Source organism: Pseudomonas sp. TE3911 (assembly GCF_054062775.1).
Window position 1 is genome coordinate 313,661 of sequence record NZ_JBSSFP010000001.1, and the last position, 23,588, is coordinate 337,248.

A 23,588-nucleotide genomic window follows, 5' to 3' on the forward strand; every position below is an offset into this window, starting at 1 on the left:
CATTTTTTCGTGAAAAGCGTGGTGGGCGTGTAAAAACCTCATAAGTACGGGGTTTTTACGCCGTTTTGTTTGGGCTTGACGTGCATGGGTTACGCCTGTTCGGTGGTACTAAAACACTGTGCCAGAGAAAAACGTTACCGGTTCACCCTACAAGTGGGTAGTCGGCGGATCCCTTTGATGCACAAGTGGGTCATTTTGGTGCGCCCTTGAAAGGCCCGGATTAGCGTAGCTCAAATATTTGCCTGCCTCTTAAGAGTGCAGGTTTTTATCGGTTTGCGTTACGTTGCTGCCATTCGCCGTGAAGCCTGGCGCGTTCATAGGTATGCTGGCGCCTGAAACTGACCTTCCGAACGGAGTGCCCGTGGTGTTCGCCTTAGATCAACGTTTGCAACAAGACACACTGGTCATCGGGGACTTCCCGCTGTGCCGCCTGCTGCTGTCCAATGATTCGAACTACCCCTGGTTCATCCTGGTGCCGCGTATCAACGGTATCAGCGAAGTGTTTCAGCTGGATGTCGCAGATCAACATACCCTGTGGCAAGAGACCACGGCCTTGGCGCAGTGGCTGAACGAAGGGTTGGCCGCCGACAAGATGAACATTGGCGCGCTGGGCAACGTCGTCAGCCAATTGCATGTGCATGTGATCGTACGCAAGCGTGATGACGCTGCCTGGCCTGCTCCAGTGTGGGGCAAGCATCCGGCCCAGCCGTACACTGAAGAGCAACTGGCCGCCATTCGTTCGCGTCTGCGCGAGCTGCTGCCCGCCGACTTTATCTTTACCCAGGGCTGAACCATGGATCTGCAAGACCGCGTCACTGAACTGGAAAGCCGCCTGGCCTTCCAGGACGACACCATCGAAACCCTGAATGACATCCTGGTCACCCAGCAGCGGGCCGTCGAACGGCTGCAGTTGCAGATGACCGCGCTGCTTAAGCGCCAGGAAGAAATGGGCGGGCAATTCGAGTCATCCGAAGAAGAAGCGCCGCCGCCTCACTACTGATCGACAGGCAATAAAAAAACCGCGACCCAGCCAGGCTGGATCGCGGTTTTTTTGCTGCGACGGCTGGAATCAGCGACGCGGCAATGCAGCGATCACGTCTTCGGCTTGTAGGCCTTTGTCGCGATTCATCACGGAAAACTCCACGCGCTGGCCTTCAACCAGAACACGATGGCCTTCGCCGCGAATGGCCCGGAAGTGGACGAAGATATCGTCGCCCGAATCACGGGAAATAAAGCCGAAGCCTTTGGATGTGTTGAACCACTTGACGGTACCGGTATCCCGATTGGTCATGTCGTAGTTTTGCGACGCGGCCGCGGGGGACGAGCGGTAGAAGCTGATAGCCAGGTGAAGAGCGATGGCGACCACAGCAATTACCAGGCTGAGCAGGATGGCCGGGTGGCCGCCGACTTCAGGCATGGGTGCCAGGAGGGTGAGGGTTTGTACGACAACGGTCAGTACCAGCAGCGCGCTGACCAGGTTTTGCAGTTGATGGCGCGTGCCTTTGTTCCAGTAAGGGATTACTGGGGCGAGCGTCAGGTTAAGAAGGCCGAACAAGGCCAGGTACAGAGCGTCATGTTGTTGCAGGTAGGGCAGGCTTTCAGGCTGCAGGCTCGGGATAAAGGACAGCAGCAACGCTGCAACGCCCGTTAGCAGGTGGACGATTTTCAACATTTTGATTAACTCACGTTAAGACGGATCACAAGGAAGAGCTGACTGGCACGGTTCGCTTCTGAACAATGGGAGGCGTTGGGCACGTGCACGGGTATCAGCCTATGCCGCTCGCCGTGAAAAAACGGCGGCGACACGCTGCCTATTTAACAGCAAAGGCTGTGCCTACTCAAATCAAGCATTTTCGTGCTTTGCAGGGTGCGGGGCATTTCTGCGTGAAACGCTGGTCCTAGACAGGTGCAGGTGTTTTTTGGGCGGTTGGCGGGAATTTTCCTGCGTAGCTCAAAGGGCTTGGTTGCCGCCGAAGAGGGCGTAAAGCGCAGGACCATTTGCCGCACCGTGTCCTTGGCGGGCTGCGCGTCAGCAGCACTCTTGCTACAGTGGTCCTGCACCTGATCAATGAATGCTTGTCAATTGAAGGGGATAAACATGGCAATCGATATCGGTATCAGTGAAGAAGATCGTAAATCCATCGTCGATGGGCTTTCACGGCTGCTTTCCGATACCTATGTACTGTACCTGAAGACCCACAACTTCCATTGGAACGTCACGGGCCCCATGTTTCGGACGCTGCACTTGATGTTCGAAGAGCAGTACAACGAGCTGGCGCTGGCGGTTGACTCTATTGCCGAGCGTATCCGTGCCCTGGGTTTTCCGGCGCCGGGCGCCTATTCGATCTATGCCCGTCTGTCTTCCATCAAGGAAGAAGAGGGCGTACCCAGCGCAGAAGAGATGATCAAGCAGTTGGTGGCGGGCCAGGAAGCTGTCACACGGACCGCGCGGGGTATTTTCCCGCTGCTTGATAAAGTCAGCGATGAGCCGACTGCAGACTTGTTGACTCAGCGTATGCAGGTTCACGAGAAAACCGCGTGGATGCTGCGCTCTCTTCTCGAAAATCAGTAGTCGTTGACCCGGAGTGGCGCCATCGCGGCGCCACTTGCTTGTTTCCATGCATTTCCTGGCGTTGTCCTACGCCTTTCAACGTCCCGTCTTCTGGCTGCCTGCCTCGTCCTGCTGTTTTATAGGGTCACTGCCCAATGGGAGGACCCGTGGGCTGCTGTTTGGCAATGGAGTGTCAGGTGTATGTCACGTGGAGTGGATATTGGAGTAATGGAAACCGGTGGTTTTCATAAGATAAACGTCGACCCCTTCGCCAAGGGGTTCGATATGGGGCTGGCCAAGCCAATGTCCCGATCGGTACGGCTCAATGGGTTTTCCACTTGTCTGCGGCTCGAGCAGATCTATTGGAACATCCTCACGGAAATAGCCAGGATCAATGCCTGCTCTGTCAGTGCGCTGCTGTCCTATGTCGATCGGGAAGTGCACTTGCGGTATGGAGGTGTGAAGAACTTCAGTGGCTTGGTCAGGGTTGTGTGCGTGGTTCATCTATTAAAAGGCCGTGTTGCCTCGCCAAACCCTGAGTGATCGGTCGGCTTTGGGGCCGGTCCGCCGTCGAAGTGGACCAGGCTCCGGGCAGAAAGCCGGCTGCGCTGCCTCGATTTACCAGATATAATCTCGCGCTTTGCTGCTGCCGGGGCTTTCTCCCTCTGCTCTACTCCAAGAGCGGGCGCGGCACAGTAACGATCGATCGCCGAGACATCGCCATGCCCATGTACGACTATCAATGTGCTTCCTGTGGACATCAGTTGGAAGCCATCCAGAAGATCAGCGCCGCGCCGTTGGTCGATTGCCCGGCCTGCCAGGCACCCGAGCTCAAGAAGATGTTGTCCATGCCAGGCTTCCGCCTGAGCGGCAGCGGCTGGTACGAGACCGATTTCAAGACCGGCTCGAAGAAGAATCTGGCCGGCGGCGACAAAACAGACTGAGTTGAACTCCACGCGCAGGCTACTGCATTATCCGTCCCCTGCTTAACTGTGCGGTGACGAGGCAAGCCTCCACCGAATTTCGAATTACGAGAAGTGAAACCACGACCATGATGCGCAGCCACTATTGCGGCCAACTGAACGAGACCCTGGAAGGTCAGGAAATTACCCTTTGCGGATGGGTTCACCGTCGCCGCGACCACGGCGGGGTGATCTTCCTCGATATCCGTGATCGTGATGGTCTGGCCCAAGTGGTATTTGACCCGGACCGCGCCGAGAGCTTCGCCGCCGCTGACCGTGTGCGCAGCGAATACGTCGTGAAGATCACCGGCAAGGTTCGCCTGCGTCCGGCCGGTGCCGTGAACGCGAACATGGCGTCCGGTGCGATCGAAGTGCTGGGTTATGAGCTGGAAGTGCTGAACGAGTCGGAAACTCCGCCGTTTCCACTGAATGAATATTCCGACGTCGGCGAAGAAACCCGCCTGCGCTACCGCTTCCTCGACTTGCGTCGTCCGGAAATGGCCGAGAAGCTGCGTCTGCGTTCGCGCATGACCACCAGCATCCGCCGCTTCCTCGACGAAAACGGCTTCCTTGACGTAGAAACGCCGATCCTTACCCGGGCCACCCCGGAAGGCGCGCGTGACTACCTGGTGCCTAGCCGTACCCACGCCGGTTCGTTCTTCGCTCTGCCGCAATCGCCGCAGTTGTTCAAGCAACTGCTGATGGTGGCCGGCTTCGACCGTTACTACCAGATCGCCAAGTGCTTCCGCGACGAAGACCTGCGCGCCGACCGCCAGCCGGAATTCACCCAGATCGACATCGAGACCAGTTTCCTCGATGAAAAAGAGATCATTGGGCCTGACCGAGCAGATGATCCGCAACCTGTTCAAGGAAGTGCTGGACCTGGAGTTCGGCGAATTCCCGCACATGACCTTCGAAGAAGCCATGCGCCGCTACGGCTCCGACAAGCCAGACCTGCGTAACCCGTTGGAACTGGTGGACGTTGCCGACCAACTGAAAGAAGTTGATTTCAAAGTTTTCAGCGGCCCGGCCAACGACCCTAAATGCCGCATCGCGGCCCTGCGCGTGCCTGGCGGCGCGAGCATGCCGCGCAAGCAGATCGACGACTACACCAAGTTTGTCGGCATCTACGGTGCCAAGGGCCTGGCGTACATCAAGGTCAACGAGCGCGCCAACGGTGTTGACGGTCTGCAATCGCCGATCGTGAAAAACATTCCGCTGGACAACCTCAACGCGATTCTTGATCGCGTGGGCGCGGTCGACGGCGACATCGTGTTCTTCGGTGCAGACAAAGCCAAGATCGTCAGCGAAGCCTTGGGCGCGCTGCGCATCAAGCTGGGCCACGACCTGGACCTGCTGACTTGCAAGTGGGCACCGATGTGGGTTGTCGACTTCCCGATGTTCGAAGAGAACGACGACGGCAGCTTCAGCGCCTTGCACCATCCGTTCACCGCGCCGAAGTGCTCGCCTGAGGAATTGGAAGCCAACCCGGCTGGCGCACTGTCCCGTGCCTACGACATGGTGCTCAACGGCACCGAACTGGGTGGCGGTTCGATCCGTATCCATCGCAAAGAGATGCAACAAGCGGTATTCCGCCTGTTGGGCATCAACGAAGCGGAGCAGGAAGAGAAGTTCGGCTTCCTTCTCGACGCCCTGAAGTACGGCGCGCCGCCTCACGGTGGCCTGGCGTTCGGTCTCGACCGTCTGGTGATGCTGATGACCGGTGCCCAGTCGATCCGTGAAGTGATCGCCTTCCCGAAAACCCAGAGTGCTGCGGACGTCATGACCCAGGCTCCGGGTGTGGTGGATGCCAAGGCGCTGCGCGAACTGCACATCCGTCTGCGCGAGACGCCAAAGGCTGAGTAAGGCTGCTGCGTGAAAGCGCTATAGGGTTTTACGCAGTCAAAAAGGCGCATCTTCGGATGCGCCTTTGCGTTAAAGAGCTGTATCCCGCCTGGGGCGGGGTTGATCAAGGTTTCTAGAGAATTTCGGAGTTGTGTTATGGCTGGCCATTCCAAGTGGGCGAACATCAAGCACCGCAAAGAGCGTCAGGATGCCAAGAAAGGCAAGATTTTCACCAAGTGGATTCGCGAGCTGACCGTCGCTGCCCGTCAAGGCGGTGGTGATCCGGGCTCCAACCCGCGTCTGCGCCTGGCACTCGACAAAGCGCTCGGCGCCAACATGAGCCGCGACATTATCGACCGCGCTGTGGCCCGTGGTGCCGGCGCTGCCGATACCGACGACATGGTTGAGCTGACCTACGAAGGCTATGGCCCAGGCGGCGTGGCGGTGATGGTCGAGTGCATGACCGATAACCGCAACCGCACAGCCGCCGCTGTGCGTCACGCGTTCAGCAAGTGTGGCGGCAACCTCGGGACTGACGGTTCGGTGGCCTATCTGTTCGAGCGCAAGGGCCAGATTTCCTTTGCGCCTGGCACGGATGAAGATGCGCTGATGGAAGCCGCGATGGAAGCGGATGCCGACGACGTGGTGACCAACGAAGACGGTTCCATCGATGTATTCACCTCGTTTGCCAGCTTCTATGCCGTGCGCAACGCCCTAGAAGCTGCTGGTTTCAAAGGCACCGACGCGGAAATCGTGATGCTGCCGACCACCAGCGCCGAGTTGGACTTGGATGGCGCGCAGAAGGTGCTGAAGCTGCTGGATATGCTGGAAGACCTGGATGATGTGCAAAACGTGTATTCCAACGCCGATATTCCGGAATCCGTGGCCGAACAGCTAGGCTGAGGAATGACGTAGATCCAAATGTGGGAGGGGGCTTGCTCCCGATGGCGGTTGTCCAGTTAGACATAAGCTGACTGACACACTGCTATCGGGAGCAAGCCCCCTCCCACATTGGAACTACGGTGTATCAAAAAATGTGTTTATCCAACCTGCAGGCGTTATGACTTTAATCCTAGGTATCGACCCCGGTTCGCGCATCACCGGCTTTGGTGTGGTGCAACACACCCCGCGCGGCTGCGTCTATGTCGCCTCGGGCTGCATCCGCACCGGCGCGGGCGAGTTAGCCGAGCGCCTGCAGATTGTTTATCGCGGCGTGCGCGAAGTGATCCAGACCTACGGGCCGGTGACCATGGGCATTGAAAAGGTGTTCATGGCAAAAAACGCTGACTCGGCGTTGAAGCTCGGCCAAGCCCGTGGCGCTGCCATCGTCGCCGGCGCCGAAGAGAGCCTGGAAATCGCGGAATACACTGCTACTCAGGTCAAGCAGGCCGTGGTCGGCACCGGCGCCGCTAATAAAGAGCAGGTTCAGATGATGGTCATGCACATGCTCAAGCTCACCTCAAAACCGCAGATTGATGCCTCTGACGCCCTGGCTATTGCCATTTGCCATGCACACACTCGTTCCAGCCTGCTGCCCCACGGGTTGGGCACAGCACGCAGTCGTGGCGGGCGGCTGCGTCTCTGATAGCATCAGCGCAATCGAAATTTGCGGTCAGGCCTCGATCTGACCCCCACGCTTTAAGGATTTGAACCGTGATTGGACGCTTGCGCGGCACCCTGGCTGAGAAACAGCCGCCGCATCTGATTCTGGATGTAAACGGGTTGGGGTATGAACTCGAAGTGCCCATGACCACACTCTATCGCCTACCGTCGGTCGGTGAGCCGATAACGCTGCATACCCATTTGGTGGTGCGCGAAGACGCGCAACTACTCTATGGTTTCATCGGCAAGCGTGACCGAGACTTTTTTCGCGAACTGATTCGCCTCAATGGCGTAGGGCCGAAACTGGCGCTGGCCTTGATGTCGAGCCTGGAAGTAGACGAGTTGGTGCGTGCCGTTTCGGCCCAGGACACCTCGGCTTTGACCAAGGTACCGGGTGTGGGCAAGAAAACCGCCGAGCGCCTGTTGGTCGAGCTCAAAGACCGCTTCAAGGCCTGGGAGGTTGTGCCGAGCATGTTCGCCCTGGTGCCGAACCAACCGGATATGCCGGCGGGCCAAGTAGCGAGCGCCGAAAGCGATGCGGTCAGCGCGCTTATCTCTCTGGGCTATAAGCCGCAGGAGGCAAGCAAGGCGGTGTCGGCGATTAAAGACAAGAACCTGAGCAGCGAAGACATGATCCGCCGAGCCCTGAAGGGAATGATTTAAGTGATTGAAGCTGATCGTCTGATTGCGGCCACTGGTCCGCGCGACCGTGAAGAAGTTCAGGATCGGGCCATCCGCCCCCTGAGCCTGGCCGACTACATCGGCCAGCCCACCGTGCGTGAGCAAATGGAGTTGTTTATCCAGGCCGCGCGCGGGCGCAGTGAGTCCCTGGATCACACATTGATTTTCGGTCCACCGGGGCTGGGTAAAACCACCCTGGCCAATATCATTGCGCAGGAAATGGGGGTGTCGATCAAATCCACCTCCGGCCCGGTGTTGGAGCGTCCGGGTGATCTTGCGGCGCTGCTCACCAACCTTGAACCTCACGACGTACTGTTTATCGACGAGATTCACCGGTTGTCGCCCATCGTTGAGGAAGTGCTGTACCCGGCGATGGAGGACTTTCAGCTCGACATCATGATCGGCGAAGGTCCGGCGGCGCGCTCGATCAAGCTCGACCTGCCACCGTTCACCCTGGTGGGGGCGACGACTCGTGCGGGCATGCTCACCAACCCATTGCGAGACCGTTTCGGCATTGTTCAACGTCTTGAGTTCTATAGCACGGCGGATCTGGCGACCATCGTCAGCCGTTCGGCGAGCATACTTGGCTTGCCCCTGGACCCGGAAGGCGCGTTTGAGATTGCGCGTCGTGCCCGCGGCACGCCACGGATCGCCAACCGATTGCTGCGTCGTGTGCGCGATTTTGCTGAAGTGCGGGCCAAGGGGCATATCACCAAGGCAGTGGCTGACCTGGCGCTGAACTTGCTGGACGTGGACGAGCATGGTTTCGATCACCAGGATCGACGTCTACTCTTGACCATGATCGAGAAATTCGACGGCGGCCCGGTGGGCGTTGACAGCCTGGCTGCGGCCATCAGTGAAGAGCGGCATACGATTGAGGATGTTCTTGAGCCGTACCTGATCCAGCAGGGCTACATCATGCGTACGCCAAGGGGGCGGGTGGTGACGCGTCACGCTTATCTGCACTTTGGGTTAAACATTCCGTCACGATTGGGTGAGATGCCCGTGGTAGACGAATTCCTCGATGCAGTGGACGATTAAAAGCTTCATGGGAGTCGATTTATTCGATGTTTGTGCTGTCCCAGTGTCTGGCGTCGTCATTCAGTCACTGCAAATGTTTCAAAGAATGAAAAAACAGTTGCCCAGCCGGATTGGCAACCTCAGGAGTAAGCACTAGAGTATGCGCGCGCAAAACGGGGATCAGTCGTTCGCACATCGCTGTCGCGTTTATTACGAGGACACCGATGCCGGCGGCATCGTTTATTACGTCAATTACCTCAAGTTCATGGAGCGGGCTCGAACCGAGCGGCTACGGGAGCTGGGCTTTGCCCAATCCCAGCTGGCAGGGGAGGACCTGTTATTCGTCGTGCATTCCAGCGAGGCGCGTTACCACGCGCCGGCGCGACTGGACGACGAGCTTCTGGTTAGCGCTGAAGTAATCGAATTGAACCGTGCCAGCCTGCGTTTCAAGCAGCAGGTCAGGCGGGCAACGGATGCAACGCTGCTCTGTGAGGGGCAGTTCCTGGTGGCGTGTGTACGCACCAACAGTTTGAAACCTCGGGCCATTCCCGAAACTCTACGTGCGGCCTTTGCCGCCGTGAGCGGCGCGGGTAAACAATCAAAGCAGGAGATTTAGCGTGGAACCTACCGTCGTCGACCATTCCTCCATGTGGAGCCTGGTCAGCAATGCCAGTGTTGTGGTTCAACTGGTGATGCTGATCCTGGTAGCCGCATCGGTTACCTCTTGGGTCATGATTTTTCAGCGCAGCAACCTGCTGCGTGCCGGTCGACGTGCCCTGGAGAGCTTTGAAGAGCGCTTCTGGTCGGGTATCGACCTGTCCAAGCTCTACCGCCAGGCCGGCAGCAACCCGGACCCGGATTCGGGTGTGGAGCAAATCTTCCGTGCCGGCTTCAAGGAATTCTCGCGTCTGCGTCAGCAGCCGGGTGTTGATCCGGAAGCAGTGATGGAAGGTGTGGCTCGTGCCATGCGCGTCGCCATCTCCCGTGAAGAAGAGAAGCTGGAGCAGAGCCTGCCGTTTCTCGCCACCGTTGGTTCCGTCAGCCCTTACATCGGCCTGTTCGGTACCGTGTGGGGGATCATGAACTCCTTCCGAGGCCTGGCCCAGGCCCAGCAAGCTACCCTGGCCACAGTGGCCCCAGGTATCGCCGAAGCTCTGATCGCTACCGCGATCGGCCTGTTCGCCGCTATCCCCGCTGTTATCGCCTACAACCGTTTTGCCGCGCGCGGCGAGAACCTGATTGGCCGTTACTACACCTTCGCCGATGAATTCCAGGCGATCCTGCACCGTAAAGTGCACACCAGCGAAGAATAAGCAGGTACTCCCCGATGGCTTTAATCACTCGAGCTCGAACCAAGCGCAAGCCGGTCGCCGAGATGAACGTAGTCCCTTACATCGACGTGATGCTGGTGCTGCTGGTGATCTTCATGGTGACCGCGCCGATGCTCAACCAGGGTGTGAAGGTTGATCTGCCCAAGGTTTCCAGCGAAGCCTTGCCTCAGGACAACAATACCCAGGTCTTGACCATCTCGATCAAGGCTGACAAGACCTATTACTGGAACCTTGGCAGCGAAGTCGACACCCAGAAGCAGCAGGACAAGGCTCTGACCCTGCCGGCGATGACTGATGCTGTGACCAAGATCATTCGCTCCGGCAACGAAGGCGGCAAGCACACCCAGGTCTTCATTCGCGGCGACAAGTCGGTCGACTACGGCTCCGTCATGGGCGCCATGGGCGGGCTGCAGAAGGCCGGCGTCGGTAACGTTGGCTTGATTACCGAGGCGCCCTGATGCAGCAACAGCGAGAGCCGTCCGCCTCGGAAAGCTACTTCTGGCCTAGCGTCTGGGCAATTGCCCTGCACGTCCTGGTGTTTGGCATGTTGTTCGTCAGCTTTGCCATGACCCCGGACTTGCCGCCAGCCAAGCCGATCGTGCAGGCGACCCTGTATCAGCTGAAATCGAAAAGTCAGGCCACCACCCAGACCAATCAGAAGATTGCGGGTGAGGCCCAGAAGTCGGCTGCGCGCCAGACTGAAGTCGAACAGATGGAACAGAAGAAGGTCGAGCAGGAAGCGGTGAAGGCTGCTGCGGAACAAAAGAAAGAAGAGGCGGCTCAAAAGGCCGAGGAATCGAAAAAGGCTGACGAAGCGAAGAAGGCCGACGAGGCGAAAAAGGCTGATGAAGCCAAGAAGTCCGAGAAAGCTGCCGAAGCTAAAAAGGCTGAAGAGAAACAATTGGCTGATATAGCCAAGAAGAAATCTGAAGAAGAAGCGAAAAAAGCTGCCGAAGAAGAGGCCAAGAAAAAGGCCGCTGAAGAGGCCAAGAAAAAGATAGTCGAAGACGCGAAGAAGAAAGCCGCCGAAGACGCCAAGAAAAAAGCTGAAGCAGACGAGGCGAAGAAGAAGATCGCCGACGACGCGAAGAAGAAAGCTGCCGCCGACGCCACCAAGAAAAAGGCCCAGGAAGCAGCGCGTAAATCCGCCGAAGAGAAAAAGGCCCAGGCCTTGGCAGATTTGCTCTCCGACACGCCGCAGCGTCAGCAAGCCTTGGCCGATGAGCGTGGTGATGAAGTCGCGGGCAGTTTCGACGACCTGATTCGGGCACGGGCAGCAGAAGGCTGGACACGTCCACCTTCGGCGCGCAAAGGCATGACAGTAGTGCTGCAGATCGGCATGTTGCCGGACGGTACGGTGACTTCGGTCAGCGTGGCCAAGTCCAGTGGTGATGGTTCGTTCGACAGTTCGGCGGTTGCCGCAGTCAAGAACATTGGCCGGTTGACCGAGATGCAGGGAATGAAACCAAGCGACTTCGCTCCCTATCGTTCATTCAAGATGACATTCACACCTGAGGATCTAGCCTTGTGAGAAACCTTCTTCGAGGAATGCTTGTCGTTATTTGCTGTATGGCAGGGATAGCGGCGGCGGATGAAAAGAACATCCTGGTAACCAGCGGTAGCGACCGGGCCACCCCGATCGCTGTTGTACCGTTCGGTTGGCAGGGCGGCAGTGTGCTGCCGGACGACATGGCCCAGATCGTCAGCGACGACCTGCGCAACTCCGGTTACTACGCGCCGATTCCGAAAGGCAACATGATCAGCCAGCCGAACCAGGCCAGCGAAGTCGTGTTCCGTGACTGGAAAGCCGTTGGCGCCCAGTACCTGATGGTCGGCAACATCGTGCCGGCCGGCGGTCGCCTGCAAATCCAATACACCTTGTTCAACGTGGCCACCGAGCAACAGGTCCTGACCGGCAGCGTTTCGGGCACCACCGAACAACTGCGGGACATGGCCCACTACATCTCGGACCAGTCGTTTGAAAAACTCACCGGTATCAAAGGGGCGTTCTCGACACGCCTGCTTTACGTAACGGCTGAGCGTTTCTCTGTAGATAACACTCGCTACACTCTGCAGCGCTCGGACTACGACGGCGCACGTGCCGTGACGTTGCTGCAATCGCGTGAGCCAATCCTGTCGCCGCGCTTTGCGCCGGACGGCAAGCGCATTGCCTACGTGTCGTTCGAACAGAAGCGTCCGCGCATTTTCGTCCAGCACATCGATACTGGTCGTCGTGAGCAGATCACCAACTTCGAAGGCCTCAACGGCGCGCCAGCCTGGTCGCCGGATGGTTCGCGCCTGGCATTCGTGCTGTCTAAAGACGGCAACCCGGATATCTACGTGATGAACATGGCTTCGCGCCAGATCAATCGTGTTACCAGTGGCCCGGGTATCAATACTGAACCGTTCTGGGGCAAGGATGGTTCGACCATCTATTTCACCTCTGACCGGGGCGGCAAGCCACAAATCTACAAATCGAGCATTAGTGGTGGCGGCGCGGAACGAGTGACCTTTATTGGTAACTACAACGCTAACCCTAAGCTTTCGGCTGATGAAAAGACGTTGGTGATGATTCACCGTCAGGATGGCTTCACTAATTTCCGGGTTGCGGCCCAGGATTTGCAGCGTGGAACCGTAAAAATCCTCACAGATACCAACCTTGATGAGTCAGCTACTGTTGCGCCCAACGGCACCATGGTAATCTACGCCACCCGCCAGCAGGGCCGGGGAGTCTTGATGCTCGTGTCCATTAATGGACGCGTGAGGCTCCCGCTTCCTACCGCTCAAGGCGAAGTCAGAGAACCGTCCTGGTCCCCTTACCTGAACTGACGCGGCGCTACAAAAAGAAGTACTTAACACACTGGGGTTCATTAGGAGTTTCACGATGGAAATGCTGAAGTTTGGTAAGTTTGCTGCTCTGGCTCTGGCTCTGTCCGTAGCCGTTGGTTGCTCGTCTAAAGGCGGCGACAATGCCGGTGAAGGCGCAGCTGTTGATCCAAACGCTGGTTACGGCGCTAACACTGGTGCAGTTGACGGCTCCCTGAGCGAAGAAGCTGCTCTGCGCGCTATCACCACTTTCTACTTCGAATACGACAGTTCGGACCTGAAACCAGAAGCCATGCGCGCTCTGGACGTTCACGCGAAGGACCTGAAAGCTAACGGCGCTCGCGTTGTTCTGGAAGGTAACACCGACGAACGTGGTACTCGTGAGTACAACATGGCACTGGGCGAGCGTCGTGCGAAAGCCGTTCAGCGCTACCTGGTACTGCAAGGTGTTGCTCCAGGCCAACTGGAACTGGTTTCCTACGGTAAAGAGCGTCCAGTTGCTACTGGCCACGACGAGCAGTCCTGGGCTCAAAACCGTCGCGTCGAACTGCGTAAGTAATTCGTCATGCGAACGTGCCGTCGTGCTCTAACTGTATTGGCTCTCAGCTTCGCACCGCTTGCGGTGTGGGCTGCGGTTCCTGTGGAAGATAGCAACTCTGGCTATAACAATAGCGGGAGCAGCTATCCGCCAGCAGGTTATGGCACGAACGGCGCCTATGCTGGGGGGGCGGCTACGTCCGCCCCTTCGGCACAGGGCGAACTGTTCAACCAGCTGCAACGCATGCAGGATCAATTGGCGCAGCAACAAGGCACCATTGAAGTTCTGCAGAATGAAGTGCGTCAGCTGAAGCAAGAAGGCCTGGAGCGTTACCAGGATCTTGATCGACGCATAGGAGCCGGCGTTACACCTGCCGCTACTCCTGATAATTCTTCTGCCGGTGGCGCGCCAAGCGCCGCTGCCGGTGGTGCAGCAGTAGGGGCCGCGGCCGCGAGCCAAGCCCCTGCCGCCAGCAGTGAACCGGGTGATCCTGCGAAGGAAAAGCTGTATTACGATGCAGCCTTCGACCTGATCAAAGCCAAGGATTTCGATAAGGCCAGCCAGGCGTTTACCGCCTTCCTGCGCAAATACCCAAACAGCCAGTACGCGGGCAACGCCCAGTACTGGTTGGGCGAGGTGAACCTGGCAAAGGGTGATTTGCAGGGGGCGGGCCAGGCATTTGCCAAGGTCAGCCAGCTGTACCCCAAGCACGCCAAGGTGCCGGATTCGCTGTACAAACTCGCTGACGTAGAGCGCCGCCTGGGTCATACCGACAAGGTCAAAGGCATTCTGCAGCAGGTCGTTGCCCAATATCCGGGCACTTCTGCTGCACAGTTGGCTCAACGGGATCTGCAACGCTTGTAAGCGATGCTGCCCGTTTAGAAGAAACCCGCGCCTGGCGCGGGTTTTTTCGTTAGAATCCACCCCCTTTTATGACACCCGCTTCCTGGGGCCTACGCGTTGGCGGGGTTCCTTGAAGTGCCTGACGGAGGCGGACAGCCTGTTTAGCTGTTACGCCCGTGGCGACTATGCAAGACACATTACGCATCACCGAAGTTTTTTACTCGTTACAGGGTGAAACGCGCACCGCCGGCCTGCCCACAGTATTTGTGCGCCTGACCGGCTGCCCGTTACGTTGCCAATACTGTGACAGCGCCTATGCCTTCAGTGGCGGCACCGTTCGAACCCTTGAAGACATTCTGGAGCAGGTTGCCGGCTACCGGCCGCGTTACGTCTGTGTGACAGGCGGCGAGCCCCTGGCCCAGCCCAACGCCATTCCTTTGCTCAAGCAGTTGTGTGATGCCGGTTACGAAGTCTCCCTGGAAACCAGCGGTGCTTTGGATATCTCCGCGGTAGACCCGCGTGTGAGCCGAGTGCTAGACCTCAAAACCCCAGGCTCCAAGGAAGCGCACCGCAACCTTTACGAGAACATCGAACTGCTGACGCCCAACGATCAGGTCAAGTTTGTCATCTGTTCTCGTGAGGATTACGACTGGGCTAACTCCAAGTTGATCCAGTACGGCCTCGAACGCCGTGCCGGTGAAGTGCTGTTCTCCCCCAGCCACCATGACCTGAACGCACGCGATCTGGCCGACTGGGTGGTTGCCGATAACTTGCCCGTACGCCTGCAATTGCAGCTGCATAAATACCTGTGGAACGACGAGCCGGGGCGCTGAGATGACTGATCAAAAGCGCGCAGTCATTCTGCTATCCGGTGGTCTCGACTCCGCCACATTGGTGGCCATGGTGCGAGCGCAAGGCTATAGCTGTTACACCATGAGCTTCGATTATGGCCAACGTCACCGCGCCGAGTTGAACGCGGCTGCGCGTGTCGCCCGCGACCTCGGTGTGATCGAGCACAAGGTGGTTGGCCTGAATCTAGGCGGCATGGGTGGTTCGGCGTTGACCGACAACACCATCGACCTGCCAGAAGCGCCCTCGGAAGGCATCCCGGTCACTTACGTACCGGCACGCAACACAGTGTTCCTGTCCCTGGCCCTTGGCTGGGCCGAAGTGCTTAACGCCCGCGACATCTTTATCGGCGTCAATGCGCTGGATTATTCCGGTTACCCGGACTGCCGTCCGGAGTTCGTCGAATCCTTCGAGCGCATGGCCAACCTGGCGACCAAGGCCGGCGTAGAAGGGCAGGGGTTTCGTATTCAGGCGCCGCTGCAAAACATGAGCAAGGCCGATATCGTGAAGGCTGGCGTAGGACTTGGCGTCGATTACGCGCTGACTGTTTCCTGCTATCAGGCAGACGAAGGCGGTAGTGCCTGTGGGAAATGTGACAGCTGCCGGCTGCGTGCAGAGGGCTTCAAAATGGCCGGAATTACGGACCCAACGCGTTATTTCTGATTTATTTCAAATAAGGTGTTGAATAATCCTTAGAAATCAGTATTATACGCGCCACCACACAGCGGGTCGTTAGCTCAGTTGGTAGAGCAGTTGGCTTTTAACCAATTGGTCGTAGGTTCGAATCCCACACGACCCACCATTTTTGGCGGTTTAGAAAATCCGGAAGGCCCACGTAAGTGAGGATTTCCGGGTTTTTTTTTGCCTGCGATTTGGAGCTTACCTGCCGGTGCGCAATGCACCCGGCTATACCAGCATTTGGCAAACCTCCCTGTTGACTCTCCCGTTACGGGCACACCCTATTCTGAACGCTCAACTTTCAGGATGAAGTGATGATGAGTAAGCGAGTTCTGGTGATTTTGGGGCATCCCTCAACCGACAGTTTCTGTGGAGCACTGACCGACACTTATGTGGAGGCGGCTACACGTGCGGGGCATGAGGTGCGTCTGTTACGGCTGGATGCGCTGCGCTTCGATCCCGTGCTGCACGATGGCTACAAGCAGGTTCAGCTCTTGGAGCCTGATCTGCTCAAGGCGCAGGCCGATATCACATGGGCTGAGCACCTGGCGTTTGTGTATCCCATCTGGTGGGGAGGGATTCCGGCCTTGATGAAAGGCTTTTTCGATCGGATATTCCTTCCCGGTTTCGCCTTCAAGTACCGCGAAGGCAAAGCCTTTCCCGACAAGCTCTTGAAGGGGCGCACCGCTCACCTGCTGGTCACGATGGATACCCCGCCGTGGTACTACAAATGGTTCTATCGCATGCCGGGGCTGCACCAGATGCGCAAGACCACGTTGGAGTTCTGCGGCATCAAACCGTTGAAGACCCTCACGTTCGGGCCGATCCTCGGTTCCGGCGATTCCCAGCGGCAAGCCTGGCTCAAGCAAGCTCAGGAGATCGCTGCTCGTTGACACACCGCTGTACAGCATCGCCTTGCAACAGGCGATGCCTGCTTCATCTCTGCCACTGCATAGCCTTTTGACACTGTCGGGTTTCAGACGCCGCACACATGTGTGAAGATGCGGCGCGCCAAAGTGCGCACCCCGCGTCTGTGCCATAAAAAAGGACTTTTACATGTATATCGGCAAAGCAGCCCAGCTGTCGGGCACGACAGTCAAGACCATCCGCCACTATGAAGACATTGGTTTGCTGCCACCGCCTGCGCGCGAAGGTAAGTACCGGGTCTATAGCCAGCAAAGCGTTGAACTGCTGACGTTCATCAAATGCGCGCAGCAGCTTGGCTTCAAACTCAAGGAAATGCAGGCGATCCTTCAGGATCACCGCGGCCAGGAGTTGCCGTGGGATTTGGCCAACCAGGCCATTGCGGATAAAAAGCTGGAACTGAAGACTCAGATCGAAGGGTTGCAAAGCATCTACGACGGCCTTGAACAGTTCGAAAGCAGCCTCAAGGACGCCCAGTACCAGTGCCAGTTTGAACATCTGTCCAAAACGGCCTGAACGAACGTGCTGCACAATCTCATGAAGCGGTGTGTGCGCTTCGCAAACGCCGGCAATCCGTGGTTGCTCAATGGATATGGCCGGCGTCGTCCTCTTCAGCGTCTATCCCAAAGCGCCCTGGCGTTCTGGGTGTTCGCGTTCATCTCCCCGTTGCTCGGGCACAATGGCTGCGAAGAACCACGGAGATATCAGCGTTACTAACAAAATGGTCATCACACCGCTGGAGAACAGAGCCAGCGCGACCAGCGTGCCCAAGTCAATGACCGGCTTGTAGGCGGAAAACAGCAGGGCCAGGAAACCTACGGAGAAAATCACCACGTTGACCACCGTCGAACGCCCGACACTGTGCATAGCCGTCAAAATCGCCTCGTCCACGTGGATACCTTCCTGGACCAGCAACTTGATACGCGACAGCAGATGCACCGCGTAATCCACCACGCCCACTACAAGGAACGTTACCAGTGTCGTGCCAATGTTCAGCTCAATGTTCAGCAGGTACATAAAGCCGTACACCGTCACCGAGGTGGTCAGCAGCGTCAGCATGCCCAGAATCCCCAGCCGGACGGATTTCAACCAGAACATCATCATCAGCGTGACCACCAGCAGCGCGAGCGAGAAGCTCAGGACTTGGCCCTGGGTGATCTCCGCCAGGATGCCGGTCCAGATTTTCGGCGTACCGGCATGGGTCACCTGCAGGTTGGCCGGCTTGTTCACCAACAGCCAGGCGTCCAGGCGATCAAGCATGTCTTTGTAGTCGCTGGCCACCGAAGAGGTCATGGTGTAGAGCGTCAAGGCCTTGGAGTAGTCGGCATTGAGCACGTTCTGCAAGTCTGAGCCGCCGCCGTTCTCGAACATCATGATGTGTTGCTCGATCAGCGAGTTTCCGTCGACTTCAAAGGTTTCCGCCTGCCCCTCATCGTTGACTGACGTCACCTGCTCCACGGCTTGCGGTACTCGCAGGTATTCGGGGTTCATGTCATTGAGCACAAGGTTCATGCGCTTGACGTAGGCCGCCACCGAATAGGTATAGCTGACGTTGGGCTGGGACTTGAGAAAGTGGTCGAGTTTGTCGAGGAACTGCACGGTCTCAGTGGTCAGCGCGCCACGCGGAGTCTTGGTATCGAACGCAATCCAGCCAGGGGAAGTGCCCGCGATCCGTGAGCGGTTGATGAACTCATCGGAAACACGCACTGGGCTGTCTTTCTTGAAGTAAGCGATGCCCGAGTCTTCGATATCGACCATGAAGGTAAACACCGTCATCAGCGCCAACATCGGCAAGCTGACCAACAGCACCGGTTTGCGCCAGCGGATCAGGCGGGCACAAAAAGCCACCAGGTAGCGCGAGATAATCGACTCTTTGTGTACGGTTTTACGCAACGGCTGGTCTTTACCCCAGATGGAAATCCACGCCGGAATCAACAGCAGCGAGATGATCAGCGCGGCCGTCAGCCCGATGGACATGAATACCCCGAAATTGCGGATGCTGACGATGTTGTTGGTGGTGGAGATCATGAACGTGGCGATGGTGGTCACGGTGGTCAACACGACCGGGACCACCATGCGGCGCATAGTCTCGCGGTTGGCCTCGCGGTACGTCTTGCCCGCATTGAGTTGCTCATAGTACTCAGCCATCACGTGTATCGCGTCGGCACAGCAGATCGTGAACAAAAATACCGGCAGCACACTGGTAAGCAGGTCGATGGGCACCTTCAACAATGCCATCAGCCCCAGCGTCCAGATTGTGCAGAAGAGGATATTGAACAGCGGCAGGAACACGCCCAAGGGCTTGCGGAAAAAGAACACCAGCATGGAGGTCACGAGCAGGAACACGATCGGAAACAGCAGCGCCAGGTCGTGATCGATGATCTCTTGTTGGGCGGCGATGAAGATCGGGGTTCCGGCGATAAACACTTCATCGGTGAACTGCGGATGTTTGCTCTGATAGTCAGCGACGATCTGGCGAACCTGTTGGTAAGCCCGCAGTTGCGCCTGAGCATCGTCTTGCTTGGTGCCTAACTCGGCCACCACCACCGCGACTTTCCTGTCAGGGGAAACCACTCCACCGACCATTTGCTCATTGCCCATGATCTGGGCTTCGACGAGTTGCGGGTCCATGTCCAAGGCGTGCAGTGTCTTGTGAATCCACAGTTCGCCGTCAGCGCTCAGGCTGATGTTTTCCAAGTCCGCCATCGAGGCCATTTCCTGGATCGGATTGATCCGTTCTGCCAGGAAGGCTAGAAACTGCTGATCGCGCTCCTCCCAGCCCTGGCTGCGGGCGTGATCGCGCAGGGCCTTGGCTTGGGCGTAATCGTTCTGGCTGAACCCGTCGCCGAGGATATCGCTGGCCAACAGCTGGGCGCGACTGTCGCTTTCGTGTTTGCCGACAATGCGGCGCAACTCGACCTCATCGTCGGCATTGGCCAGCATCAGCCGGCGAAGGGCCTGGGAGATTTCGAACTGGGCGTTAAGCGACTGAGTGTTAAACACACTGTGCGCATTACTCTGGGCCACCATGACCGAGTCATAGGTGCCGGTGAACTCGTGTTGCAGTTCAATAATGGTTTTTCGCGCTGGATGGCTTTCCTTGAGCAAATAGGGATTGGTGTCCGACATCAGCGAGCCGAGGGCATAGGTGAAGTAGGCCGTGATCGCCACCAGCACAAATACAATCGTGCGCGCATAGCGCTCAACGAAGTTCAGGTATCGTTCCATAGTTCAATCGGTTCCACGAAAGGCAGGCGCAGTATTCAGCGAGCGGAGACGGCAAATTCAGGCAGGTCGCCAGTTTTGAGGCCGCGTTTGATCGCGGTCTGGTTGAACAGCCAGTCGTCCAGTTCGACGTTGTACTGCAACTGGTTGAACTTCAGTTGGGAGCGCGTGCCGGCGATGAAGTCTTCGGTTTCGCTGAGGGTGATGCTGTCGATTTGATCGACTGTCTCGACTTTCAGCGTCCGCATCTGCTTGAACATCACGCCTTTGACGTCGAAGAAATCCTGACGCATGACCAGCCTGTTCTGCTTGTCGATCCAGACCTTGAGTTGGTTGTAGCCGGTTTTGGCCAGGATCTGCGCAGACACCGGCGTGCGCTCGATGACGTAGCATTCACGCCCGTTAATGGTCTCTTCGCCTACCAGTGTCTGGCTGTAGTCATCGGCCCGGATCTTGTCCAAATCCGCGTAGGAGTAATCACTGCCCATGAATGCGCCACGCTTGTCGGTGGTCGAGATCCGGCGGGTTTGCCGGCTGACCGGCAGGTACATCCATTGGCTGTCCTCGGCACTCAGGGCTTCGTGGGGGTTTTCGATGTGGAAGGCGACGTTGCGGACATCGTTGGGGGCCGAGAAGTACATGGTGAACTTGTCACTGTCCGGGTAATCCTTTTGCAGGTAGCTGAACTCGCGCACCCGGCTGTTGCCTTGCTTGTCCAGCAGGATCAGCGAAACCTGCGACATGAAGCTTTTGCCGTCATTGCGGTCACGGGCCTGACGAATGATTTCGTCGGCGTTCGGGGCGGCCAGTGCCCCCATGCTGGTGACCATCAGGAGGCTGGCGGTCAGGACCTTGAGGGGCGGCAACATAGAAATTTCCTTTTCTTGAAGTGGTTTTTTTATTGAGGTCGGAACGGGGCTCAGAACAGATAACCCGCCGACACACGCAGTTGGTCGCGCTGGCTGTATTGGCCAAACGTGCGGTCTTCTTTGCCAAAAAACACATCCACCTCCAGCCCCAGCTTCAGCCAGTCCACGGGGGTGTACGTGAAGATGCCTTGCAGCAAGGCGTCGTCCTTGGCGGGAGGGGACATCGCCAGTACCAGGCGGGATTTGAGGCGGTCACGCAGGTGGGTGCCTTCGGCGGACAGCGTGAACAGCGGCTCGCGTTTGTCCTGCACCATGCCCTGCTGCCAGTCGAGCAATTGCTGCTCCTGCCATTGCACGGAGATCAGCCAGTTGCGCAGCAGGTAGTCCACGCCCAGCAAGGACTTGACCATCGGGCTCTGGCTGCTGCCGTGGTTACGGTACGGATTGGTGACGTGCCAGCGGTCGAAGTAGGCCACCTCACTGCGCACCACGATGCTGTGGCCGGCGTCGATCGCCAAGCCGGCACCGCCCATGCTGTAGCGGGGGAACTGGCGCTCCAGAACCACGCGCTGATCGTCAGCGATACCTTCGACGGCATACACCGGGTCTTGCTGGCGGGCGTTGAGGGCGACAAAGCTGGCGTCCACCGAACCGATCCTGCCGTTGGCGCTCATGCCATAGGAGAATCCCTTTTGCCCGCTGTAGTCCGGCTTTGAACCGACCAGGAACAGGTCCGGGTCCGGTACTGCGAACAACGGAGCGTCGAATTCGCTGCCTTGGGCCGGCGCCTGGTTTTTCAGGAAATCGGTTATCCACAAGGCTTCTACTTCCCACTCGCCCACGGGTTGGGTCAAACGCACCATTGGCACCGCGATGCGGCTGTCTTCAAGCAAGGCCGTCACGCCTTCGCGGTAATCGATAGGGTTGACCTGGTCCAGCACCCGCAACTCATCGGCGCGGCCCCAGACGACTTGCTGCCAACCCACGGTGACCTCACCGTCACCCAGGTAATGGCCCCAATACAGATGCCGCCAGTCGGCACTGAAACGGTAGTCATCCCGTGCCTCCTGGCTATAAGGGTTATGCCCGTCATAGCGCGCGTCGTAGCGTACCCGGCCCTTGGCCTTGTAGTAGCCGCTGTCCCAGTTGTCTTCCAGGTTGGCCTTGAAATACACCGCTTTCTGCGTGACCGGATCATCCCCGTGCAAGCGCAGGGCACTGGCCAATCCCACTTCCGCGTCGGCATGGGTCGGCAGCAGGTCCGCACCCGCCAGGCGTGGCGCCAGCGACATCAGGCCAAGCAACAGGCTGCGTGTGAGCAATGCTGTGTTCATGGCTACATCCCCAACCCGGCGCCGCCGTCGATCATCAGGCTCTGGGCCGTGACGCCGGAGGCCTCCGGGCTGACCAGGTAACGCACCATGGCGGCGACTTCATCAGCCTGGATAAAACGGCGCAACGGCAGCTTTTTCTTGGCATTGCGCAGGATCTGCTCCTGACTGATTCCGGCAATACTGGCTTGAGTCGCCAATTCGCCTTGAAGCATTGGCGTATCAATCCAGGCTGGCAAAATCGCGTTCACGGTAATCCGGCGCGGTGCCAGGTCCAGCGCCAGTGCTTTTGTCATGCCGATAATGCCGTGCTTGGAGGCGCAGTAAGCGGTGTTGCGGACCTTGCCGATGCGGCCCAGGATCGACGACAAATTGATGATTCGCCCTCGGTCCGCCAGCAGTGGCAGGCACAGCGAAGTGACATAAAAGGTGCCGTTCAGATTGACCGAAATCACCTTGTGCCAGTTGTCCAAGTCCTCCGGTTCGTTCTCGTTGCAGACACCGGCGCTGTTGACCAGGACATCGATGTAACCGAGGCGCACCGACAGGTCGTTGAATAACGCTTGCACGCTCGCAAGGTCGGCGATATCGACGCCATGGGTTTCGATGCTTGCGGCAAATGCCCCGTTGCCGACCCAGCTTTGTAGCTGGGCCAAGTCACGGTCCACCAGGATCAGGCGATGGGCTTCGTCGGTGGCGAAGTGTTCCGCGACTGCGCGGCCAATGCCGTTGGCGGCACCGGAAATCAAAAAAGTTCGAGATGCGTTCATGGCATTTTCAACCCGCCATTGACCGACAACACTTCGCCGGTCACATAGGTGGCGCGGTCGGCCAGGTACAGCACGGCCTCGGCGATATCCCCTGGCACGGCAAAGCGCTTGATCAGCAGACGCGACTGGACCTCCTGCTCGTGGGTTTCGAGCAAGGCGGCGGTCATGTCGGTGCTGACGATCCCCGGCGCCACCGCGTTGACGCGGATATTGCGCGGCGCCAACTCGACCGCCAGGGCACGTGTCAGCGCCTCCACACCTCCCTTGGCGGCGGCGTAGCTGCTTTGGCCTTTGCCGGGCTTTTGCGCCGCCACCGAACTCAGGTTGATGATGCAGCCTTGACGCTGGCGCATCATGCCGGGCACCACCTGTTGGCAGCAGAGCAGTGTGCCGATCAGGTTGGTCTGGATCACCTCGCTGATGGCCTCGACCGAGAGCGTTGCCAGCAAACCATCCCGAGTAATCCCGGCGTTGTTGACCAGCAGGTCGATGCGTTCGAAGTGTTGTTCAACCTGTTCGAAAAACGCCTTGATGCTGTGGGCGTCGCTGATGTCGCACTGCGCGGTAAGGCATTCGCCGCCCATCTTTTCGACTTCATCGCGCACCGCCAGGGCCGCCGCTTCGTCACGCACGTAGTTGAATGCAACCCGGTAGCCGGCCTCGGCCAGTGCCAGGACAACCGCTTTGCCGATGCCGCGACTGCCTCCGGTGACTACCGCTGTTTTAGTGGTCATGGCCGTTCC

The 23,588-nt window shown here is 58.0% G+C and carries 26 protein-coding genes, 1 tRNA gene and 1 pseudogene; 22 read left to right on the forward strand and 6 right to left on the reverse strand.

Annotated elements, in window-relative coordinates; translation table 11 throughout:
- Positions 1 to 364 precede the first annotated feature (364 nt).
- Both ACVWXD_RS01465 and ACVWXD_RS01470 read left to right on the forward strand, forming a co-directional pair.
- Positions 365 to 790, forward strand: coding sequence for an HIT domain-containing protein (locus tag ACVWXD_RS01465; RefSeq protein ID WP_099602811.1), 426 nt, complete (start codon positions 365 to 367; stop codon positions 788 to 790).
- Positions 791 to 793: 3 nt separating this feature from the next.
- A complete protein-coding gene (locus ACVWXD_RS01470; RefSeq protein WP_032890904.1) occupies positions 794 to 1,000 on the forward strand; it encodes a SlyX family protein in 207 nt (68 codons plus the stop codon).
- 69 nt (positions 1,001 to 1,069) lie between these two features.
- Here the strand turns inward: ACVWXD_RS01470 and ACVWXD_RS01475 are convergent, their stop codons facing one another.
- Complete coding sequence (locus ACVWXD_RS01475) at positions 1,070 to 1,672, reverse strand: cold-shock protein (protein ID WP_032890906.1); 603 nt, start codon at positions 1,670 to 1,672, stop codon at positions 1,070 to 1,072.
- Positions 1,673 to 2,098: 426 nt separating this feature from the next.
- Between ACVWXD_RS01475 and ACVWXD_RS01480 the strand changes: the two genes are divergently transcribed.
- The 20 genes and pseudogenes from ACVWXD_RS01480 to ACVWXD_RS01575 all read left to right on the forward strand — a co-directional run bounded on the left by ACVWXD_RS01480 (position 2,099) and on the right by ACVWXD_RS01575 (position 17,166).
- Positions 2,099 to 2,572 (forward strand): Dps family protein, encoded by a 474-nt coding sequence (locus ACVWXD_RS01480; protein WP_003193874.1) that lies wholly within the window; start codon positions 2,099 to 2,101, stop codon positions 2,570 to 2,572.
- Between the two features lie 180 nt (positions 2,573 to 2,752).
- The gene (locus ACVWXD_RS01485; RefSeq protein ID WP_095185763.1) at positions 2,753 to 3,094 is read left to right on the forward strand and encodes a ribbon-helix-helix domain-containing protein; all 342 of its coding nucleotides are present in this window, start codon (positions 2,753 to 2,755) and stop codon (positions 3,092 to 3,094) included.
- A gap of 179 nt (positions 3,095 to 3,273) precedes the next feature.
- Complete coding sequence (locus ACVWXD_RS01490) at positions 3,274 to 3,495, forward strand: FmdB family zinc ribbon protein (protein ID WP_401382289.1); 222 nt, start codon at positions 3,274 to 3,276, stop codon at positions 3,493 to 3,495.
- A gap of 107 nt (positions 3,496 to 3,602) precedes the next feature.
- A pseudogene (gene aspS, locus ACVWXD_RS01495) lies at positions 3,603 to 5,379 on the forward strand (aspartate--tRNA ligase).
- 135 nt (positions 5,380 to 5,514) lie between these two features.
- Complete coding sequence (locus ACVWXD_RS01500) at positions 5,515 to 6,261, forward strand: YebC/PmpR family DNA-binding transcriptional regulator (protein ID WP_032890912.1); 747 nt, start codon at positions 5,515 to 5,517, stop codon at positions 6,259 to 6,261.
- A 157-nt stretch (positions 6,262 to 6,418) separates the two neighbouring features.
- Positions 6,419 to 6,943 carry a crossover junction endodeoxyribonuclease RuvC gene (ruvC, locus tag ACVWXD_RS01505; protein ID WP_032890913.1) on the forward strand — a complete coding sequence of 175 codons (525 nt, stop codon included), beginning with the start codon at positions 6,419 to 6,421 and terminating at the stop codon, positions 6,941 to 6,943.
- 68 nt (positions 6,944 to 7,011) lie between these two features.
- A complete protein-coding gene (gene ruvA, locus ACVWXD_RS01510; RefSeq protein WP_003175802.1) occupies positions 7,012 to 7,623 on the forward strand; it encodes a Holliday junction branch migration protein RuvA in 612 nt (203 codons plus the stop codon).
- Positions 7,624 to 8,682, forward strand: a complete 1,059-nt coding sequence (gene ruvB, locus ACVWXD_RS01515; protein ID WP_003175801.1) for a Holliday junction branch migration DNA helicase RuvB — start codon at positions 7,624 to 7,626, stop codon at positions 8,680 to 8,682.
- Positions 8,683 to 8,821: 139 nt separating this feature from the next.
- The gene (gene ybgC, locus ACVWXD_RS01520) at positions 8,822 to 9,277 is read left to right on the forward strand and encodes a tol-pal system-associated acyl-CoA thioesterase (RefSeq protein ID WP_032890914.1); all 456 of its coding nucleotides are present in this window, start codon (positions 8,822 to 8,824) and stop codon (positions 9,275 to 9,277) included.
- Between the two features lies 1 nt (position 9,278).
- Entirely contained in the window at positions 9,279 to 9,974 is a 696-nt protein-coding gene (gene tolQ / locus ACVWXD_RS01525) for a protein TolQ (protein ID WP_032890916.1), read from the forward strand.
- A 23-nt stretch (positions 9,975 to 9,997) separates the two neighbouring features.
- A complete protein-coding gene (gene tolR / locus ACVWXD_RS01530; protein WP_160384999.1) occupies positions 9,998 to 10,450 on the forward strand; it encodes a protein TolR in 453 nt (150 codons plus the stop codon).
- Entirely contained in the window at positions 10,450 to 11,523 is a 1,074-nt protein-coding gene (tolA, locus tag ACVWXD_RS01535) for a cell envelope integrity protein TolA (RefSeq protein ID WP_032890917.1), read from the forward strand. Before tolR ends, tolA begins: the two co-directional genes overlap by 1 nt.
- 17 nt (positions 11,524 to 11,540) lie before the next feature.
- Complete coding sequence (tolB, locus tag ACVWXD_RS01540) at positions 11,541 to 12,821, forward strand: Tol-Pal system beta propeller repeat protein TolB (protein WP_032890919.1); 1,281 nt, start codon at positions 11,541 to 11,543, stop codon at positions 12,819 to 12,821.
- Positions 12,822 to 12,876: 55 nt separating this feature from the next.
- Entirely contained in the window at positions 12,877 to 13,377 is a 501-nt protein-coding gene (gene pal / locus ACVWXD_RS01545; RefSeq protein WP_003209827.1) for a peptidoglycan-associated lipoprotein Pal, read from the forward strand.
- A gap of 6 nt (positions 13,378 to 13,383) precedes the next feature.
- A complete protein-coding gene (ybgF, locus tag ACVWXD_RS01550) occupies positions 13,384 to 14,220 on the forward strand; it encodes a tol-pal system protein YbgF (protein WP_032890921.1) in 837 nt (278 codons plus the stop codon).
- A 164-nt stretch (positions 14,221 to 14,384) separates the two neighbouring features.
- Positions 14,385 to 15,032, forward strand: coding sequence for a 7-carboxy-7-deazaguanine synthase QueE (queE, locus tag ACVWXD_RS01555; protein WP_095185762.1), 648 nt, complete (start codon positions 14,385 to 14,387; stop codon positions 15,030 to 15,032).
- 1 nt (position 15,033) lies between these two features.
- Positions 15,034 to 15,711 carry a 7-cyano-7-deazaguanine synthase QueC gene (gene queC, locus ACVWXD_RS01560; protein WP_032890925.1) on the forward strand — a complete coding sequence of 226 codons (678 nt, stop codon included), beginning with the start codon at positions 15,034 to 15,036 and terminating at the stop codon, positions 15,709 to 15,711.
- Between the two features lie 63 nt (positions 15,712 to 15,774).
- Positions 15,775 to 15,850 (forward strand) — tRNA-Lys (locus tag ACVWXD_RS01565).
- Between the two features lie 190 nt (positions 15,851 to 16,040).
- Positions 16,041 to 16,619 (forward strand): NAD(P)H-dependent oxidoreductase, encoded by a 579-nt coding sequence (locus ACVWXD_RS01570; RefSeq protein ID WP_032890927.1) that lies wholly within the window; start codon positions 16,041 to 16,043, stop codon positions 16,617 to 16,619.
- Positions 16,620 to 16,782: 163 nt separating this feature from the next.
- On the forward strand, positions 16,783 to 17,166 hold the full coding sequence (locus ACVWXD_RS01575; protein WP_032890929.1) for a MerR family transcriptional regulator: 384 nt from the start codon (positions 16,783 to 16,785) through the stop codon (positions 17,164 to 17,166).
- A 102-nt stretch (positions 17,167 to 17,268) separates the two neighbouring features.
- Here the strand turns inward: ACVWXD_RS01575 and ACVWXD_RS01580 are convergent, their stop codons facing one another.
- The 5 genes from ACVWXD_RS01580 to ACVWXD_RS01600 are packed head-to-tail and all read right to left on the reverse strand — an operon-like array spanning position 17,269 to position 23,579.
- Entirely contained in the window at positions 17,269 to 19,878 is a 2,610-nt protein-coding gene (locus ACVWXD_RS01580) for an efflux RND transporter permease subunit (RefSeq protein ID WP_095185760.1), read from the reverse strand.
- A 35-nt stretch (positions 19,879 to 19,913) separates the two neighbouring features.
- Positions 19,914 to 20,744, reverse strand: coding sequence for an outer membrane lipoprotein-sorting protein (locus ACVWXD_RS01585; protein WP_457370612.1), 831 nt, complete (start codon positions 20,742 to 20,744; stop codon positions 19,914 to 19,916).
- 50 nt (positions 20,745 to 20,794) lie between these two features.
- A complete protein-coding gene (locus ACVWXD_RS01590) occupies positions 20,795 to 22,036 on the reverse strand; it encodes a DUF1302 family protein (protein ID WP_401381162.1) in 1,242 nt (413 codons plus the stop codon).
- Positions 22,037 to 22,080: 44 nt separating this feature from the next.
- Positions 22,081 to 22,845 (reverse strand): SDR family NAD(P)-dependent oxidoreductase, encoded by a 765-nt coding sequence (locus tag ACVWXD_RS01595; protein WP_122756135.1) that lies wholly within the window; start codon positions 22,843 to 22,845, stop codon positions 22,081 to 22,083.
- Complete coding sequence (locus ACVWXD_RS01600) at positions 22,842 to 23,579, reverse strand: 3-oxoacyl-ACP reductase family protein (RefSeq protein ID WP_032890939.1); 738 nt, start codon at positions 23,577 to 23,579, stop codon at positions 22,842 to 22,844. Before ACVWXD_RS01600 ends, ACVWXD_RS01595 begins: the two co-directional genes overlap by 4 nt.
- Between the last annotated feature and the right edge of the window lie 9 nt (positions 23,580 to 23,588).

Bases quoted from the DNA above. Each gene is read 5' to 3' on its own strand.
- ACVWXD_RS01470 (WP_032890904.1), top strand. From the start codon at position 794: ATGGATCTGCAAGACCGCGTCACTGAACTGGAAAGCCGCCTGGCCTTC.
- ACVWXD_RS01475 (WP_032890906.1), bottom strand. From the start codon at position 1,672: ATGTTGAAAATCGTCCACCTGCTAACGGGCGTTGCAGCGTTGCTGCTG.
- ACVWXD_RS01480 (WP_003193874.1), top strand. From the start codon at position 2,099: ATGGCAATCGATATCGGTATCAGTGAAGAAGATCGTAAATCCATCGTC.
- ACVWXD_RS01485 (WP_095185763.1), top strand. From the start codon at position 2,753: ATGTCACGTGGAGTGGATATTGGAGTAATGGAAACCGGTGGTTTTCAT.
- ACVWXD_RS01490 (WP_401382289.1), top strand. From the start codon at position 3,274: ATGCCCATGTACGACTATCAATGTGCTTCCTGTGGACATCAGTTGGAA.
- ACVWXD_RS01500 (WP_032890912.1), top strand. From the start codon at position 5,515: ATGGCTGGCCATTCCAAGTGGGCGAACATCAAGCACCGCAAAGAGCGT.
- ruvC (WP_032890913.1), top strand. From the start codon at position 6,419: ATGACTTTAATCCTAGGTATCGACCCCGGTTCGCGCATCACCGGCTTT.
- ybgC (WP_032890914.1), top strand. From the start codon at position 8,822: ATGCGCGCGCAAAACGGGGATCAGTCGTTCGCACATCGCTGTCGCGTT.
- tolA (WP_032890917.1), top strand. From the start codon at position 10,450: ATGCAGCAACAGCGAGAGCCGTCCGCCTCGGAAAGCTACTTCTGGCCT.
- tolB (WP_032890919.1), top strand. From the start codon at position 11,541: ATGCTTGTCGTTATTTGCTGTATGGCAGGGATAGCGGCGGCGGATGAA.
- pal (WP_003209827.1), top strand. From the start codon at position 12,877: ATGGAAATGCTGAAGTTTGGTAAGTTTGCTGCTCTGGCTCTGGCTCTG.
- ybgF (WP_032890921.1), top strand. From the start codon at position 13,384: ATGCGAACGTGCCGTCGTGCTCTAACTGTATTGGCTCTCAGCTTCGCA.
- queE (WP_095185762.1), top strand. From the start codon at position 14,385: ATGCAAGACACATTACGCATCACCGAAGTTTTTTACTCGTTACAGGGT.
- queC (WP_032890925.1), top strand. From the start codon at position 15,034: ATGACTGATCAAAAGCGCGCAGTCATTCTGCTATCCGGTGGTCTCGAC.
- ACVWXD_RS01570 (WP_032890927.1), top strand. From the start codon at position 16,041: ATGATGAGTAAGCGAGTTCTGGTGATTTTGGGGCATCCCTCAACCGAC.
- ACVWXD_RS01575 (WP_032890929.1), top strand. From the start codon at position 16,783: ATGTATATCGGCAAAGCAGCCCAGCTGTCGGGCACGACAGTCAAGACC.
- ACVWXD_RS01580 (WP_095185760.1), bottom strand. From the start codon at position 19,878: ATGGAACGATACCTGAACTTCGTTGAGCGCTATGCGCGCACGATTGTA.
- ACVWXD_RS01585 (WP_457370612.1), bottom strand. From the start codon at position 20,744: ATGTTGCCGCCCCTCAAGGTCCTGACCGCCAGCCTCCTGATGGTCACC.
- ACVWXD_RS01590 (WP_401381162.1), bottom strand. From the start codon at position 22,036: ATGTCGCTGGCGCCACGCCTGGCGGGTGCGGACCTGCTGCCGACCCAT.
- ACVWXD_RS01595 (WP_122756135.1), bottom strand. From the start codon at position 22,845: ATGAACGCATCTCGAACTTTTTTGATTTCCGGTGCCGCCAACGGCATT.
- ACVWXD_RS01600 (WP_032890939.1), bottom strand. From the start codon at position 23,579: ATGACCACTAAAACAGCGGTAGTCACCGGAGGCAGTCGCGGCATCGGC.